Here is a 16,138-nt window from a genome sequence, read left to right as displayed (position 1 = left end):
TCCTTTTACACCTCAAATGTTAAGCTAAAAGTATAACTAAACTAGAAAAAATCGCACTAATCGGGTAACATACTCGCAATTTTTGCAAAAAGAATAAGAGAAAAATAATGACAGCTCAACCTCGTAAAATTTTAGTCACTTGTGCATTACCTTATGCAAATGGCGCCATTCATTTAGGCCATATGTTAGAACATATTCAAGCGGATATTTGGGTACGTTTCCAACGTATGCGTGGCAATAAAATTCATTTTGTCTGTGCAGATGATGCACACGGTACACCAATTATGCTTAATGCCGATAAATTAGGCATTACACCAGAAGAACTAATCGCAAAAGCAAAAGCTGATCACATACGTGATTTTGCAGGTTTTAATATCAGTTTTGATAACTATCACTCTACTCACAGTGAAGAAAATAAACAACTCACCGCTGAGATTTACAATAAGTTAAAAGCGAAAGGCTTTATTAAAACCAAAATCATTTCTCAATTATTCGATCCTGAAAAGAATATGTTCTTACCGGATCGTTTCGTCAAAGGGACTTGCCCAAAATGTAAAGCCGAAGATCAATACGGTGATAACTGTGAAGTTTGTGCCTCTACTTATAGCCCAATGGATCTAATTAATCCACGTTCTGCAGTATCAGGTGCAACACCAATTGTTAAAGAGTCTGAACACTTTTTCTTTGATTTACCTGCTTTTGAAGGCATGTTAAAAGAATGGACTCGCTCTGGCTCACTTCAACCTGAAATTGCAAACAAAATGCAAGAATGGTTTGAAAGTGGCTTACAACAATGGGATATCTCTCGTGATGCACCTTATTTTGGTTTTGAAATTCCAGGTGCAAAAGATAAATTCTTCTATGTTTGGTTGGATGCGCCAATTGGCTACATGGCTTCTTTCAAAAATCTCTGCGATCGTGAAGGCATTGATTTTAATGAATTCTGGGGAGAAAACAGCGATGCAGAACTTTATCACTTTATCGGTAAAGATATCGTGTATTTCCACAGCCTATTCTGGCCAGCAATGTTAGAAGGGAGCGAATACCGCAAACCAACCAATGTGTTTGCTCATGGTTATGTCACCGTAGATGGCGCCAAAATGTCAAAATCACGCGGTACATTTATCCAAGCCAGCACCTATTTAAATCACATTGATCCGGAATGTTTACGTTATTACTACGCGGCAAAATTAAACGATCGTATCGAAGATCTTGATTTCAACTTGGAAGATTTCGTTCAACGTGTCAATACGGATATTGTTAATAAATTAGTCAATTTGGCTTCTCGTAATGCTGGATTTATTGCTAAACGTTTTGAAGGCAAATTAGCAGATAAATTAGAAGACGAAGCGCTTTTTGCAGAATTCACTGCACAAGCTGAACAAATCACTGCTTATTATGAAAGCCGCGAATACAACAAAGCGATTCGTGAAATCATGACATTAACCGATAAGGCGAATAAATACATTGATGAAAAAGCCCCTTGGGTTATTGCTAAAGAAGCAGACAAAGATGCCGAATTACAAGCGATTTGCTCAATGGGTATCGAGCTTTTCCGTGTATTAATGTCTTACTTAAAACCGGTTCTTCCAAAACTGGCGGAACGCGCAGAAGCGTTCTTACAAACAGAACTAACATGGGATAACATTGCACAGCCACTATTAGGTCATCAACTTACTCCATTTAAAGCGCTTTTCTCGCGTTTAGAGAAAAAACAAATTGATGCGGTAGTAGAAGAAACTAAAGCACTTTTCGCTGAAGCAAACAAAGCGACAGAAAAAACAGCAGCAAAAGCGACCGCACTTTCAAGTGTTGAACCAATTGCTGACACTATTACCATTGATGATTTTGCTAAAATCGATATGCGTGTGGCGAAAGTACTGAAATGCGAAGCAGTACCAGAATCAAACAAACTCTTACGTTTTGAATTAGATTTAGGTGACCATACTCGCCAAGTGTTCTCTGGCATTAAAGCGGCTTACAACAAACCTGGAGAATTAGAAGGTCGTTTTGTTATTGTGGTTGCAAACCTTGCACCGCGTAAAATGAAATTCGGCGTATCGGAAGGAATGATTCTTTCTGCTGGTACTGGTGGAAGTGATTTATTCTTACTTTCAGCTGATAGCGGTGTCACTGCGGGTATGCAAGTAAAATAATTTAATATTTAGGCGACTTCAGTCGCCTTTTTTATTGCCAAACAGAATCAAATACCCTACCATATCAATCAGCTATTTATCACGCAAATTAAAAGGAATTCATTATGACAAACGAACTTATCTGCTATAAACAAATGCCGGTTTGGACAAAAGATAAATTACCTAAAATGTTCCAAGAAAAACACAATACTAAAGTGGGAACTTGGGGCAAACTTACCGTGCTAAAGGGTAAACTTAAGTTTTATGAGCTAACTGAAAATGGCGATGTCATTGCTGAGCATATTTTCACGCCTGAAAGTGATATTCCATTTGTTGAGCCACAAGCCTGGCACCGAGTTGAAGCACTTTCTGATGACTTAGAGTGTACACTTGGTTTCTATTGCAAAAAAGAAGACTACTTCAGCAAAAAATACAATATGACCGCAACGCACGGTGATGTGGTTGATGCAGCTAAAATTATCAAACCTTGTAAAGTGCTAGATTTGGGCTGTGGACAAGGTCGTAATTCCCTTTATTTAAGTTTAAAAGGCTATGATGTAACCTCTTGGGATCACAACGAAAACAGCATTGCCTTCTTAAATGAAACCAAAGATAAAGAAAACTTGAATATTAAGACCGCTGTTTATGATATTAACACCGCCAATATTCAAGAAAACTACGGCTTCATTTTATCTACCGTGGTATTTATGTTCTTAAATCGTGAACGAATTCCAGCCATTATTAAGAATATGCAAGAACACACCAACCCAGGTGGTTATAATTTAATTGTAGCAGCCATGTCTACGCCTGAGGTGCCTTGCCCACTAGCCTTCTCATTTACGTTCTCGGAAGGTGAATTAAAAGAATACTACAAAGATTGGGAATTCTTAGAATACAACGAAAATATGGGCGAGTTACACAAAACCGATGAAAATGGCAATCGCATTAAATTAAAATTTGCGACAATATTAGCAAGAAAAAAATAATTCGCTAATTTAGAAAAGAAAATGACCGTACTTTGTCATATAAAGTGCGGTCATTTTTTATGGTATTTTAATTACTCTTCAATAGAGCGTAATAATTCGTTGATACCTACTTTACCTAAAGTTTTTGCATCAACTTTTTTCACGATCACTGCACAGTATAAGCTGTATTTACCACATTTTGATGGAAGACTACCTGAAACCACTACAGAACCAGCTGGTACACGACCATAGAATACTTCACCTGTTTCACGATCGTAGATCTTCGTTGATTGACCGATGAATACGCCCATAGAAATCACACAACCATCTTCCACAATCACCCCTTCAACCACTTCAGAACGTGCACCGATAAAACAGTTATCACCGATAATAGTTGGGTTTGCTTGTAATGGCTCTAATACACCACCGATGCCTACACCACCAGATAAGTGAACATTTTTACCAATTTGTGCACATGAACCTACAGTTGCCCATGTATCAACCATGGTCCCTTCACCCACATATGCACCGATATTTACATAAGATGGCATTAATACACAGTTTTTAGAAATGTATGCCCCTTTACGTACGGTTGCAGAAGGTACAACACGGAAACCTTCTTGAGCAAAACGCTCTTCGGTATAGTCAGCAAACTTCAATGCCACTTTGTCATAGTATTTGGTTTCAGCGCCATCAATGATTTGGTTATCATTAATACGGAAAGATAATAATACCGCCTTTTTCAACCATTGATGAGTCACCCATTCACCATCAATTTTTTCTGCAACACGGTATTTACCGCTATCTAATCCTTCGATCACTTCTTCGATTGCTGCACGAGTTTGTGCATCAACTGTTTTAGGGGTAATTTCTGCACGTTTTTCAAATGCAGCTTCAATAACTTGTTGTAAATTTGACATTTTGCTTCCTATTGTTGATGTGAAATAACGGTTGATAGTTTTATCATATTTTTGACTTTCAAGCAAAAAACAACCGCACTTTCTTTTGATTTAAAACATAAAAAAAGCGAACCTATCATGGCTCGCTTTTTCTATTTTAGTTCTAGTTAGTTGATAACAGAAACATTTAATGATGAACCGCCAACGATTCTTACGCGACGACCAGCTTTAAAGCTAGGATCTGCTTTTTGAACTACAACGATCTCTTCTTTATTATCTTTTCTGATAACAAGTTCTGCACCATTAACTTGACTCATTTTCTCTTCAATTTTGCTACCCGCGATGGCACCACCAATCGCACCAATAACACCTGCAATGGCTTGACCTGTACCGCCACCAATTGTACTACCAGCAATACCACCTAGAGCACCACCACCAACTGTACCAATTACACCATTATTATCAGCTTGGATTTTAACAGGGCGTACAGATACGATTGTACCATAGCTAATTGAACGAGCTTCTTTTGCTTGACCAGCTGTATAAACATCACCGCTAAAAACATCAGTGTTCGCACAACCAGTCAAACCGATAGACATCATAAGTGCTAATGCAACTGTTACTTTTTTCATAAAACTAACCTGCTAAAAATCAATTAGATTGGGTTTCTTGGAGACCAAGTAGAAACGTTTTTCACGCCTTGACCGTTGTCAGATACTTTCACACAAGCACCAGTTACTAAAGTTGAATCGTATTTGTGAACGATCACTTCAGTTTCACCTTCTTGTTTATATGAACAGTCATTTTTACGAACGGTTAATTTTACATTATCACCTTGCAATTCGGTGAAGATAACTTGACCTTTATAAGCGCTTTCATCTTTCTGTGATTGAGATGAACAAGCTGATAAACCTAAACTTAATAAGACAGTTAATGCTAAAGTAATTTTCTTCATTACACTAAACCTCGAGTATTTTCTTTATTGTATAAGGATGAACCTTTATGCAAACATGATTTTCTGTTTTATCAACAAAACTCACTGCAATTGATGGATTGGGCAATTGCTCCCCTTCCACCTTAGGTTCGCTCACCTTCATGGTTAATTGAGTTAGTTCCTTCCATAAAAATGTATTGCAAATTCGATTAACCCAATCCTCAATAGATTCATGAGGTAAAAACGGCATCACAATTTCAACATGCTCCCAAGTTTCTTGGGGATATTGTTTATTTTTAGGAAACGGTAATTCAATAATATCGACAGGCTGACCAATGAAATCAACTGGCTCATCTAATTCAATCAAATAGATAGAACGCCCATTAACGATATTATTGCTTAAAATTCTACCGCACTTTAATAACTCTGTCAGCCAATTTTTTGCTTTTTCTTCACTATTTGCTCTTAAAGCTAAATGATCGATTTGATAATCACCCAAATTCACTTTCATTACGGCGGCTAATTGCTGAATTTTTTCCTGAAATAAAGGCAATTCTTGATAAAGTGCGGTCGATTTTTTCATTAAATTTGACATTTTCTCCTGCTCTTACTTTGAGAAATCACTAAACAACGGTATCATAGCCGATTATTTTCATTATTCAATTTCAAGATTAGGAAAAACCGTGAATATTCAATCTATTTTATCCGATAAAATTAAACAAGCGATGATTGTCGCTGGTGCAGATGAGCAATGTGATGCGCTTATTCGTCAATCTGGTAAACCACAATTTGGTGACTACCAAGCAAACGGCATCATGGCTGCAGCTAAAAAACTAGGATTAAATCCACGTGAATTTGCACAAAAAGTTTTAGATCATGCCGATCTTTCTGACGTTGCGGAAAAAACTGAAATTGCTGGCCCAGGCTTTATCAATATTTTCTTAAATCCAACTTGGTTAGCGAATAATGTTTCTGCAGCATTAAAAGATCAAAATCTTGGTGTAAGCGCAAATGAAAAACAAACCATTGTGATTGATTATTCTTCACCAAACGTTGCAAAAGAAATGCACGTAGGTCACTTACGTTCTACCATTATCGGTGATGCTGTTGTTCGTACCCTTGAATTTTTAGGTCACAACGTTATTCGTGCGAACCACGTGGGGGACTGGGGTACGCAATTTGGTATGCTCATTGCTTATCTTGAAAAAATAGAAAATGAACATGCGAGCGAAATGGAACTTCAAGATCTTGAAGCATTCTATCGAGAAGCGAAAAAACATTATGATGAAGATGAAGCGTTCGCTGAAAAAGCCCGTAACTATGTGGTGAAATTGCAAGGTGGAGATGAATATTGCCGCACGATGTGGAAAAAATTAGTTGATATCACCATGCAACAAAATCAACGCAACTATGATCGCTTAAATGTCACGTTAACCGAAAAAGATGTGATGGGTGAAAGTCTTTATAACCCAATGTTACCGGCTATCGTTAAAGACCTGAAAAAACAAGGTTTAGCAGTTGAAGATGAAGGTGCATTAGTGGTTTATCTTGATGAATTCAAGAATAAAGAAGGCGAAGCAATGGGAGTTATCGTTCAGAAGAAAGATGGTGGTTTCCTTTATACTACTACCGATATCGCAGCGGCTAAATATCGTTATGAAACCTTAAAAGCGGATCGTGCATTGGTATTCTCTGATACACGCCAAAGTCAACACATGCAACAAGCGTGGTTAATTACGCGTAAAGCAGGTTATGTACCAGACAGCTTCTCACTTGAACATAAAAACTTCGGTATGATGTTAGGTAAAGATGGTAAACCATTCAAAACTCGTACTGGCGGCACTGTAAAATTAGCAGATTTATTAGATGAAGCGATTGAGCGTGCAACTGTATTAATCAACGAAAAAAATACCAATTTATCTGACGATGAAAAAACAGCGGTTATTGAAGCAGTAGGTATTGGCTCGGTGAAATATGCGGATCTTTCTAAAAATAGAACCACTGACTATGTATTCGATTGGGACAATATGCTTAGCTTTGAAGGTAATACTGCGCCTTATATGCAATATGCTTACACACGTATTCGTTCTATCTTCAATAAAGCAGATGTAAATCCAACCGCACTTGCAGAAGCTAAGATTCAGCTTTCTGATGAAAAAGAACGTGCATTAGCGATCAAATTGCTTCAATTTGAAGAAGCGGTTCAAACGGTGGGCAAAGAAGGCACACCGCATGTGCTCTGTGCTTATTTATATGAATTGGCAGGTGTGTTCTCCTCATTCTATGAACACTGCCCAATCTTAAATGCAGAAGATGAAAACATAAAATTAAGTCGTTTAAAACTCGCTTCTCTTACAGAGAAAACCTTAAAACAAGGTCTAGAGTTATTAGGCATTAAGACAATCGAAAAAATGTAAGTAAAAAAGTGCGATCAAAATTGATCTACCCCAAAAAGTTAGACTGTTATTTAAAGGATTGTTTTCGATATTGTATCGGACTCAGTCCTTTTAATTTTAGTTGAATCCGTCGGTGGTTATAGTAATCCAAATAATCTCTGACGGCATCAACTATCTCCTCTCTACTGTTTAATTCCCGACCATAAAAACATTCTGTTTTTAATTGCCCAAAGAAACTTTCCATTGCGGCGTTGTCCAAGCAATTCCCTTTTATCGACATACTTTGAATGATGCCATGTTCAGCTAAAATTCGACGATAAGCTACCATTTGATATTGCCATCCCTGGTCTGAATGTAAAATGACACCACAAGCTTTATTTAATCCTTTGACGGCTTGCATTAACATGTCCTCTACTTGCGCCAAGTTTGGGGAATAGCTAAGGTTATATAATTGTATTAGCGAGCTTAACGACGCTCGTTGGTGTAACGAGTGCTGCTGACTATTTTTCAAAATTCTCTGTGCGTTTTTCTTATCCGTTTTGGGCCGCACTTTTTACCGCAATGACAATCACTGTTTCACAATATGGTTTAACAGATCTACTTCGCATAACGATCCCAGCTTTGTTATTAATTTATCCGGTAGCGATTGTGCTTGTATTATTGCAATTCTTACGCAAAAAACTTCCATCAATAAAATTTACATACAACAGCACATTAATCGTAACTGTTTGTTTTAGTTTATGTGATAGCTTAAATAACGTTAAAATGTTACCAGAAAGCATTAATTCATTATTGGAACACTTCCCTCTTTCATCTGAAGGAATGGCCTGGTTGGTTCCGACTTTAGTGATGTTAGTTGCAAGCATTTTAATTGGAAAAGCATTGCCTAAAGCAAGTCATTAATATTCAAAAAATTAAAACTCATCTTAATCGGCCATCAAACATGGGACTATATAACTACTGTTTAATGGTTGATTTTTTATTCCAATCTAGAAACCTCACCCTAAAAAATACAAAATAAAAAGGACCGAGTCCGATAAATATCGTCATCAGTCCTTAAAGCTAGTATTTATTTTGCTCTAAATTTCTACCGCACTTCTACCAAGTAAAGCCAACCTTTAATGAAGCAAACTTCTGTGGTGCCACATCAGAGCCCTTAAGAATTCCAATATTCGTGCTTATATTCCACTGTTTCATCTGAGCACTAAAACCAAGTTCATGATGAGTAAAATAACGTCCGAATTGTTGTTTCAATGCGACATTATTGACGCTTAATACACCGTCAATGGCAAGTTTTCGTTGAGTGGCATCATAGTAATTGCTTGAGAAACTTGGGGTGAATTTTACACCATTGATATCAAACGTTTTATCTAACATTACACCAGCACGGTAAGTGGTTAAATGTAACGTTTTACTGTTGATATTTGCACCGTCTAATTGGTAGTTTGTGCTAGATAGACGGTAGTAGCGCATCCCCACTGAAGGTGTGACGTTAATTCCCAAGTCCAAAGAAGTCCCAATATTTCCACCTGTACTCAAAATATTTCGGTGGAACGTTTTGTTTTCTTCGTCAAATTTTACATTGTTACGGCTGCTCCCATAACCTAAATCAAAACTTGCAAAGACGCCATTATTCCACTCGCCTTTAACAAAACCATTTACAGCCATCAATCGGCTTGTACCCGATACATTTTCATCAAACTCATTATTTGCACGAGAATGAGAAATTACCGCACCAATTTGCATATTTGAATTTAATTCCTGAGCGACGCCAACTTGAGTCAATGTTAAATTTTGCTTATATGGACGATTATAGTCAGATCGATAAGTTCTCTTACTTGTTTCGGTATTCACCCAAACATTCGATCTATCTTGGCTTAATAAATGGCGATCTAAGTTTCGTCCAATTTGTAATGCCGAATTCACATTTGCAGAAAGCTCTGATAAAGCCGTATTGGAATAACGGCTGATAAGCTGAGCCTGTACAGGAATTGCGACATCTTCAGGGATCGCACCTAAGAAATGAGTGATATTACCTAAAGTTGTATAAGTATCTTCAAGCGCATTAACGAGAGCTCGTATAGCTTGATCTAAATTTTCTTGCGCAAAACGAACCGCACTTTCATCGCCAGATGCTTTAGCATGTTCTAATGCTTGTTGAGCAAATTCTACTTGCTCAATATTTGCATCAAGTTCCGCTTCAAAAGCCACTAGTTCACTATCATTTGCGACTTTAGCAACTTTTCGACATACATCCGATGAAAGCCCTTGGGCAGTACAAAGTTTTTGGGCTTGTGCAATTTTATTTGCATAACCCGCTTGTAAACGATTTAATTCTGCTTGCAAATTACCTTGTTGAGATGAAAGCGAATTCACTTCATTTTTTATCGAATTCACACCACTAAGAGCCAAAGATACTTGTTGCGCATAATAATTTGCTTGAGAATTAAGATTACGATGTTCGTTAAGCTGGCTTTCTAACCTAGATTTATACTGTGTAAATATATTGTACAATTGACGACGTTTAAGAATGCGAATACGTGGAGTATGGTTATACTCATTAATGGCATTATTTATCTGATTATTAGTTTGGTTTATATTAGAAACCAATTGTGCAATATGCGATTTATGAGTATTTTCTTTTGCTTTCACATCCTCATATTGAGCATTTAATCGATTTAGCTCTTGTTGTTTTTGATTAAGTAATTGATGCACTTTCTCAAATTCACGCTGACTATTTGCAATAAGTTGCTCACTACCTTGAAAAGACTGTTCAGCCTCACGCAACGGGTTATATAAGCGATAATCATTGTTGCGATTAGCTAAAATATAACGATATGCCCCTAAATCAACATAACCATTTTCAAGTGCAAAACGAGCTTGCCCTATTCGCTGATTTGGATGATTTAATTTAACAAGGCTTAATGGATTCACTTCATTAGGTTCTTTACCCGTATTTTTTACAGAAAGGAGATAAGAACCCGAGGCGAGCCCATTTACTGTAATATGATCACCTCTACGTTCCGCCACATTCGTTAAGAAACGGAAGTGACCATTCCCTGTCAATTTTCCATTAATTGTTAACTCATTAAATTGAATCCAACCACGATAGTTTTTATTCACATTATCATAACCTGTATTTAATGTGATCTGGCTATTCGGTAAAAGATCTAAATTTCCTACCGCACTATTTCCATTTAATGTCCATTGGCTATTAGGCTGTAAACGAATTTGTGTCATTGGCATCGCATTAATACGCCCAACTAAATGCGCTTTACCTAAATTAAGCTGGCTATTATCTTTTAAATCCACATTGCCACGCACAACAGTCACAGGCATACGATCAAAGGCCAAACGCCCTAAAGTCTTATTATCAGAACATGTGGTATAACCTGTATAAGATGCACGAATGCATTCACTGGATTTACCTTGAGTAAAACCTAGTTGAATTTGGGCTTGATGTCGAGCATTCAAATTTCCTTCTAACAAGCTTACATTACGACTACTTTCTAGTTTTGCATTGCCTGAAACATTAAATTCGCGCGCTTTGAATTGGCGATTAATCCAACTATTTTCATCTATAACTTCTTTTTTGTTTAAATGATCATAAGCATGAGGCGTAGGAATGCCAGAAAGCACTAGATGCCCTGCTGATGCATTTACATTACCATTTAAATTCGTACCGCCATTCAATACAAGCACGCTATTGTGATGGTTAGGATTGTAATTAAATGTTAATGCACCGTTATAACGTTGAGAATCATACTCGCCAAGAAAACCACTAAAGGTATCTAAACGTTTTTTCGCATTTTCTTTTGCGACTGCGTTTCCTACAAGTTTTTGTTTGTCGTTACCTAAAAATTCCCAATCATTGGTGGTTTCCATATCCAAAGGGAAATAAGCCCGTGGATTTTTTCCATCTTTTAAACGGAAATAATCGAATCGGTTATTTCTATGATTATTTTTATATTCATACAACGCAAACGAAGTGGTCGGCTCCTGCCCCCATTCTACCCATTCTATATTTTGAGCCGTTACATCATTACGACCAATTACATTAATTTCAGCGGCATAAGTGCGGTGATTATTAACAATTTTTGCACCGTCATCAGCATTTTGAATACGATGGAAAGTGATCGAACTTCCATTAACATCTAATCGCCCACCTCGGAAACCAAAGTAAATGTTGTCTGGATTAACCTGCTTATTATTAGCAAGAATAACTGTTCCTCGGCCACTTGTTATCCCAACTTGATTAAAGGCTTGCTGTTGTCCATTAAACGATTTTTGATCAAGTACTACTGTTCCATCGCCTACACTAATATCACCTAGGTTTTTGCCTTGACCATCAATATAAAGTGTGCCTGAACCTAATTTTGACAGACGGTCATTAATAGGATTTTTTACGCGCCAATGAACCGTTTTATCACCGTTAACGACAATTCCCGCTCCTAGCCAAGTCGTATCATTATTTTCTGCGCGAACAATAGCATTTTGATTGAAGTATAAAGCTCCCGCACCTTGGTTAATACTATCTTTAAGAATGAGAGTTGAACCATCACCACCTTGGAAATGAATAGTCTTACCATTATCTAAAGAAGGGCGTTGCGTATTTTGATCTAATGATTTTTTAGATAAACTTTCTAATGCTACATGAATATTTTCAGCACCATTTTTTAATACACTATCGCCATTACCTAAATTCCGCCATTGGATCTCTTTAGCGCGAAATGGAATCTGAATCTCATCGTCTTTAAAAGCTTGTGCTATGACATCAGGTTGAATAATCGTATAAATGTTCTCAGTCCGATCGTAATTTGCAAAAGTAGATAGCACTGCGGCTAATACCCAGCGTTTTTCATTCGCATCATAAGCAAATAGCGGTGAGCCACTATCACCAGGCAAACCATAAGTTGCTAACCCATCATAAATATCACCATTAAATGATATCCAATTGTCCATTGATCCTCGTGGTGTGAGTGGTATCCCGCCAGTGAGATAGTGATAGGCAGATGTTAAAGATGTTTTGTCTTTACCATCTTTACTTCTTAAATATTGACGTCCAGAGCCTACTCGTACAAAGTACGGATAACGATTTTTATCTAAAAAAGCGCCATTGCGTGGTCCTGTTTTGTTAGCATTATCAAAAGCAATATTATTTAGAGGTATCGGTGCGACTTCGGTCACTAATTTATGTAACCGTGGGGCATGAAAATCCAACCGGCTATGATTATTTCGATCTGTAATAAGGTAATTAAAATAATGACTATCTGAATTATTATCACTATCACCAAATTGTACAGAACCATAACCTAAGTTATGTTTTACACTGGCGATATACTGAGGATTAAACAAAGTTGCAATACCGCTTACCCTATTTGCCACATGTAAATCAGGCATCGGTAAATTGGGTAATACTGTTGCAATCTTCTGACCTTGTTTATTAAAAACGGGAATATTGCTAGATCCGACTGTAAATTGTCCTTTATTTTCAGCAAAATCACGGAAGAATTGGTAGTCCATATCATTACGGACCATCGAGGCTTGCACGTAAGAATTCGCAAAAGCAAGACTTAATGCCAAAAGTGTTGGACGAAACAAATTAATTTGATGCATTAAAGGTTCCTCATAAAATAGGAGATCCTTGTGCTAATCTTTAGAGAAAATAAAATTGAGTAAAGTGCAGTGAAAGTCTGCAGAAATTTTTGGGTTATCTCCCGATAGTAATAGATTTGAACCCATCATGCACACAAATAACTCAATTCACTTCTGTGAAATAATTCGATTGCTCTTTTATTAAACAATAAGTCATCTTTTATTGTTCAAAGAATGCTTTATCCTTCAACACTCGCAAAGGCTGCATATCGCTATTTCCTACAATGACACGACTCGAATCAGAACGTAGGCAAGTGCCACCATAATGCCCTCCCACGGTAAAAGTACAGACTTGCAAATATTGCTCTTCCACTTGTGGTAAGCACCAAAGTTGTTGATAGATACTATCTTGCTGACTAAACTGTTCATCGGTTATGCCTAGCATGGAGTTATTTTCACCAATCAATTTAACGTTATCACCTCGGCGACCTGCAATTGGTTTTTGTGCATAGCCATTTTGAATTAAGTTTGGTGTGAGATGAAAACTTGCCTCTAACAAATAACGATGGTTAGGAAATAAAGACCAAAGCACCGGTAAAATTGCTTTATTGCTTGGAATTGCCGTCCAAAGCGGTTCATAAACCAACACTTCTGGGCGAAGTAGTACGTCAATTAACCGCACTTTATCTTCGGGATAACCTGTGCGAATAGGTGGAGCGACTTCCATTCCTGTTGCATCTTCACGAAGTTGTTCCAGCATGGTTTCCCACGCCCAGGTTTTCCAAACGGTTTGAACTTGATTATTTTCATCATCAATCAGACGACCACGATTATCGGTGGCATTTTTGCATATTGGGGTTTCATCGGCGGTCGTCCTGATGGTTTACGGGGAATAAGTCCTTTTATGCCACTTTTTTCAGACCGTTTCAACCATGTCCCGATTAAGGCGTTGGAAGGAATATTGTAAAAACGCGCAGCTTCTCTAATACTCATTTTTCCATTCAAAATAGGTTGAAGAGCCTGTAATTTAAATTCGATTGTGTAGTGTTTACCCATAAAAAATCTGCACCTCAATTGTTGGTTTGTTGAGTCCAACTTTTGGGGTGCAGATCAATTTCGACCGCTCTTTTTCTTTATACATCCACTAAAATAAGTATCGCTGCTTCTCCGCCCCATTCTTTGGGAGCTTGGTGTAACGCTCGAACTTTAGGGTGCTGAACTAACCAACGTGGAATTTGTTTTTTCAACGTAAAGGTGCCGTAGCCAGTCATGATGCTCGCGCAATAAACATGCTCATCTTCACAAGCTAACAACAGTGCAGCCAATTCCATTTTGGCTTGCTCACGAGTTAAACCATGTAAATCCAAAAATAATTCGGGTGAAAAATCGCCACGACGAAGTTGTTTCAATAAATGGCTATCCTCCCCTTCGCGTAAATATTTGATGACACCATCATGTTCATTTAGCAAGGGCTCATATTCATCGGAAAAATAGAAAAGCGTATCTTCTTTTTCTCGAATATCACGTAAATGGGATTTTTTTTGAGCGCTCTTTTGACGCGGCGCCATAAAGGTATCTTGCTTGATGGGCTTGATCCCTTTTGTTTCCGCCCGAAAAAGATCAAAATCATCTGGTTCTGTCATTATTTTTCTCAATTTGTTATTTTGCTTAATGATAGCACATCTATTCTGTGGTATAACTAGCCAAATTTTTTATTGAGGCACAAAATGGAAACCTTACACAATCAAGAACTTGTTGCGACAATTTTAGAAGATAATGTGGCAAGTGAATTAACAACCATTCAAGATTTTTTACGCTGGACATACAGTACATTTAACCGTTCTGATATTTATTACGGACAAGGCCATGACAATGCGTGGGATGAAAGTCTTCAATTAGTCCTAGCTGGACTTCAATTACCGCTCGATTTACCGCAAGATTTATTTAGTAGTAAACTTACTCATTCAGAAAAAGAAGCTTTAGTACAATTAGTTTTAAGTCGTATCGAACAACGTGTGCCTGTCGCTTATTTAACGAATAGTGCGTGGTTCTGCGGATTAGAATTCTATGTGGATGAGCGTACGATTATTCCTCGCTCACCAATCAGTGCATTAATCCAAGATAAATTTGCTCCGCTTTTAAAATCTGAACCAAAACGTATTTTAGATCTTTGTACTGGCAGCGGTTGTATCGCAATTGCTACTGCTGAAGCCTTTCCTGAAGCTGAAGTGGATGCAGTCGATCTTTCTGTGGATGCGTTAAATGTGGCGGAAATCAATATTGCTCGCCACCAATTAGAACACCGTGTTTTCCCAATTCAATCAGATTTATTCCAAAATCTATTCGGTCAACAATATGATTTAATCGTCACCAATCCGCCTTATGTGGATGAAGAAGATTTGGCAGATATGCCGGAAGAATTCCATTATGAACCTGAATTAGCCTTAGGTTCCGGTGTTGATGGTTTAGAAATTACAAAACAAATTTTAAAACAAGCACCGGATTATTTGACACCAAATGGCATGCTCGTTTGCGAAGTGGGCAACAGCATGGTAAGTCTCATTGAACAATATCCAGATGTGCCATTTGAATGGGTTGAACTAAAAAATGGCGGTCTAGGTGTATTTGCCATTAGCCGCGAAGATTTAGTGAAATATCACGATTCTTTTTAATCTCAAGTGCGGTTAAGAATCGTCGTGAATTTTGACCGCACTTTGATCTGCCCCCAAAAGTTGGACTCAACAAACCAACAATTGAGGTACAGATTTTTTATGGGTAAACATTACACAATCGAATTTAAATTACAGGCTCTTCAACCTATTTTGAATGAGAAAATGAGTATTAGAGAAGCTGCTCGTTTTTACAATATTCCTTCCAACGCCCTAGTCGGGACATGGTTGAAACGGTTTGAAAAAAGTGGCATAAAAGGACTGATTCCCCGTAAACCATCAGGACGACCGCCAATGAAACCTAAATACGCCAGAATGCCTCCTCCACCCAAAACAGAAGAAGGCCGTTTACGCCTGAGAATTTTACAGCTTGAAGCGGAGGTAGCCTACCTAAAGGAGTTGAGAAGGCTCAGACTTCAGGACGAAGCCGAGCAACGGAAATTATCCAAGGGTTAAGAACACGCTATCCGTTAAAATGGCTTTTAGGCTTTGCACAGTTAGCGCGTAGTACGTTTTTGCGAAACTTCAGATTAAACCGGATAAGG

At 37.7% G+C, this 16,138-nt stretch carries 12 protein-coding genes and 3 pseudogenes; 6 read left to right on the top strand and 9 right to left on the bottom strand.

The window, feature by feature from the left end; genetic code table 11:
• The first annotated feature begins 107 nt into the window (after positions 1-107).
• On the top strand, positions 108-2,156 hold the full coding sequence (gene metG, locus DX522_RS10500) for a methionine--tRNA ligase (protein WP_115180750.1): 2,049 nt from the start codon (positions 108-110) through the stop codon (positions 2,154-2,156).
• 104 nt (positions 2,157-2,260) lie between these two features.
• Entirely contained in the window at positions 2,261-3,121 is an 861-nt protein-coding gene (gene tehB / locus DX522_RS10495) for an SAM-dependent methyltransferase TehB (RefSeq protein ID WP_115180749.1), read from the top strand.
• Positions 3,122-3,192: 71 nt separating this feature from the next.
• Here the strand turns inward: tehB and dapD are convergent, their stop codons facing one another.
• From dapD to DX522_RS10475, 4 genes are all read right to left on the bottom strand, one after another.
• On the bottom strand, positions 3,193-4,020 hold the full coding sequence (gene dapD / locus DX522_RS10490) for a 2,3,4,5-tetrahydropyridine-2,6-dicarboxylate N-succinyltransferase (RefSeq protein ID WP_005695977.1): 828 nt from the start codon (positions 4,018-4,020) through the stop codon (positions 3,193-3,195).
• Positions 4,021-4,166: 146 nt separating this feature from the next.
• A complete protein-coding gene (locus tag DX522_RS10485) occupies positions 4,167-4,631 on the bottom strand; it encodes a glycine zipper 2TM domain-containing protein (protein WP_075916253.1) in 465 nt (154 codons plus the stop codon).
• Positions 4,632-4,654: 23 nt separating this feature from the next.
• Positions 4,655-4,954, bottom strand: a complete 300-nt coding sequence (locus tag DX522_RS10480) for a hypothetical protein (protein ID WP_049364117.1) — start codon at positions 4,952-4,954, stop codon at positions 4,655-4,657.
• A gap of 4 nt (positions 4,955-4,958) precedes the next feature.
• Positions 4,959-5,528 (bottom strand): VOC family protein, encoded by a 570-nt coding sequence (locus tag DX522_RS10475; protein ID WP_115180748.1) that lies wholly within the window; start codon positions 5,526-5,528, stop codon positions 4,959-4,961.
• Between the two features lie 88 nt (positions 5,529-5,616).
• On the opposite strand from DX522_RS10475, the gene argS reads away from it, so the two are divergent.
• Positions 5,617-7,350, top strand: coding sequence for an arginine--tRNA ligase (gene argS, locus DX522_RS10470; protein ID WP_115180747.1), 1,734 nt, complete (start codon positions 5,617-5,619; stop codon positions 7,348-7,350).
• Between the two features lie 46 nt (positions 7,351-7,396).
• Here the strand turns inward: argS and DX522_RS11775 are convergent.
• Positions 7,397-7,777 (bottom strand): annotated as a pseudogene (locus DX522_RS11775) (transposase); the annotation flags it as partial.
• Here DX522_RS11775 and DX522_RS10460 point away from each other — a divergent pair.
• A pseudogene (locus DX522_RS10460) lies at positions 7,777-8,232 on the top strand (branched-chain amino acid transport system II carrier protein); the annotation flags it as partial. The pseudogenes DX522_RS11775 and DX522_RS10460 overlap by 1 nt on opposite strands.
• 195 nt (positions 8,233-8,427) lie before the next feature.
• On the opposite strand, the gene DX522_RS10455 reads toward DX522_RS10460, so the two are convergent.
• The 4 genes and pseudogenes from DX522_RS10455 to smrB form a co-directional block, all read right to left on the bottom strand.
• Positions 8,428-12,945: a S6 family peptidase gene (locus DX522_RS10455; RefSeq protein WP_115180746.1), complete on the bottom strand. Its 4,518-nt coding sequence runs from the start codon at positions 12,943-12,945 to the stop codon at positions 8,428-8,430.
• A 199-nt stretch (positions 12,946-13,144) separates the two neighbouring features.
• Positions 13,145-13,759 (bottom strand): annotated as a pseudogene (locus DX522_RS10450) (glutathionylspermidine synthase family protein); the annotation flags it as partial.
• Positions 13,741-13,917, bottom strand: coding sequence for a helix-turn-helix domain-containing protein (locus DX522_RS10445; RefSeq protein ID WP_262054304.1), 177 nt, complete (start codon positions 13,915-13,917; stop codon positions 13,741-13,743). The pseudogene DX522_RS10450 and the gene DX522_RS10445, both read right to left, overlap by 19 nt.
• Positions 13,918-14,057: 140 nt before the next feature.
• A complete protein-coding gene (gene smrB, locus DX522_RS10440; protein ID WP_115180744.1) occupies positions 14,058-14,567 on the bottom strand; it encodes an endonuclease SmrB in 510 nt (169 codons plus the stop codon).
• 84 nt (positions 14,568-14,651) lie between these two features.
• On the opposite strand from smrB, the gene prmB reads away from it, so the two are divergent.
• Positions 14,652-15,596 (top strand): 50S ribosomal protein L3 N(5)-glutamine methyltransferase, encoded by a 945-nt coding sequence (prmB, locus tag DX522_RS10435; RefSeq protein WP_115180743.1) that lies wholly within the window; start codon positions 14,652-14,654, stop codon positions 15,594-15,596.
• A gap of 99 nt (positions 15,597-15,695) precedes the next feature.
• Positions 15,696-16,049, top strand: a complete 354-nt coding sequence (locus tag DX522_RS10430) for a helix-turn-helix domain-containing protein (RefSeq protein ID WP_115179833.1) — start codon at positions 15,696-15,698, stop codon at positions 16,047-16,049.
• Positions 16,050-16,138 lie beyond the last annotated feature (89 nt).

It is taken from the genome of Haemophilus parainfluenzae, from assembly GCF_900450995.1.
Lineage (GTDB): Bacteria > Pseudomonadota > Gammaproteobacteria > Enterobacterales > Pasteurellaceae > Haemophilus_D > Haemophilus_D parainfluenzae_O.
This window is presented reverse-complemented; position numbering and strand designations above follow the sequence as displayed.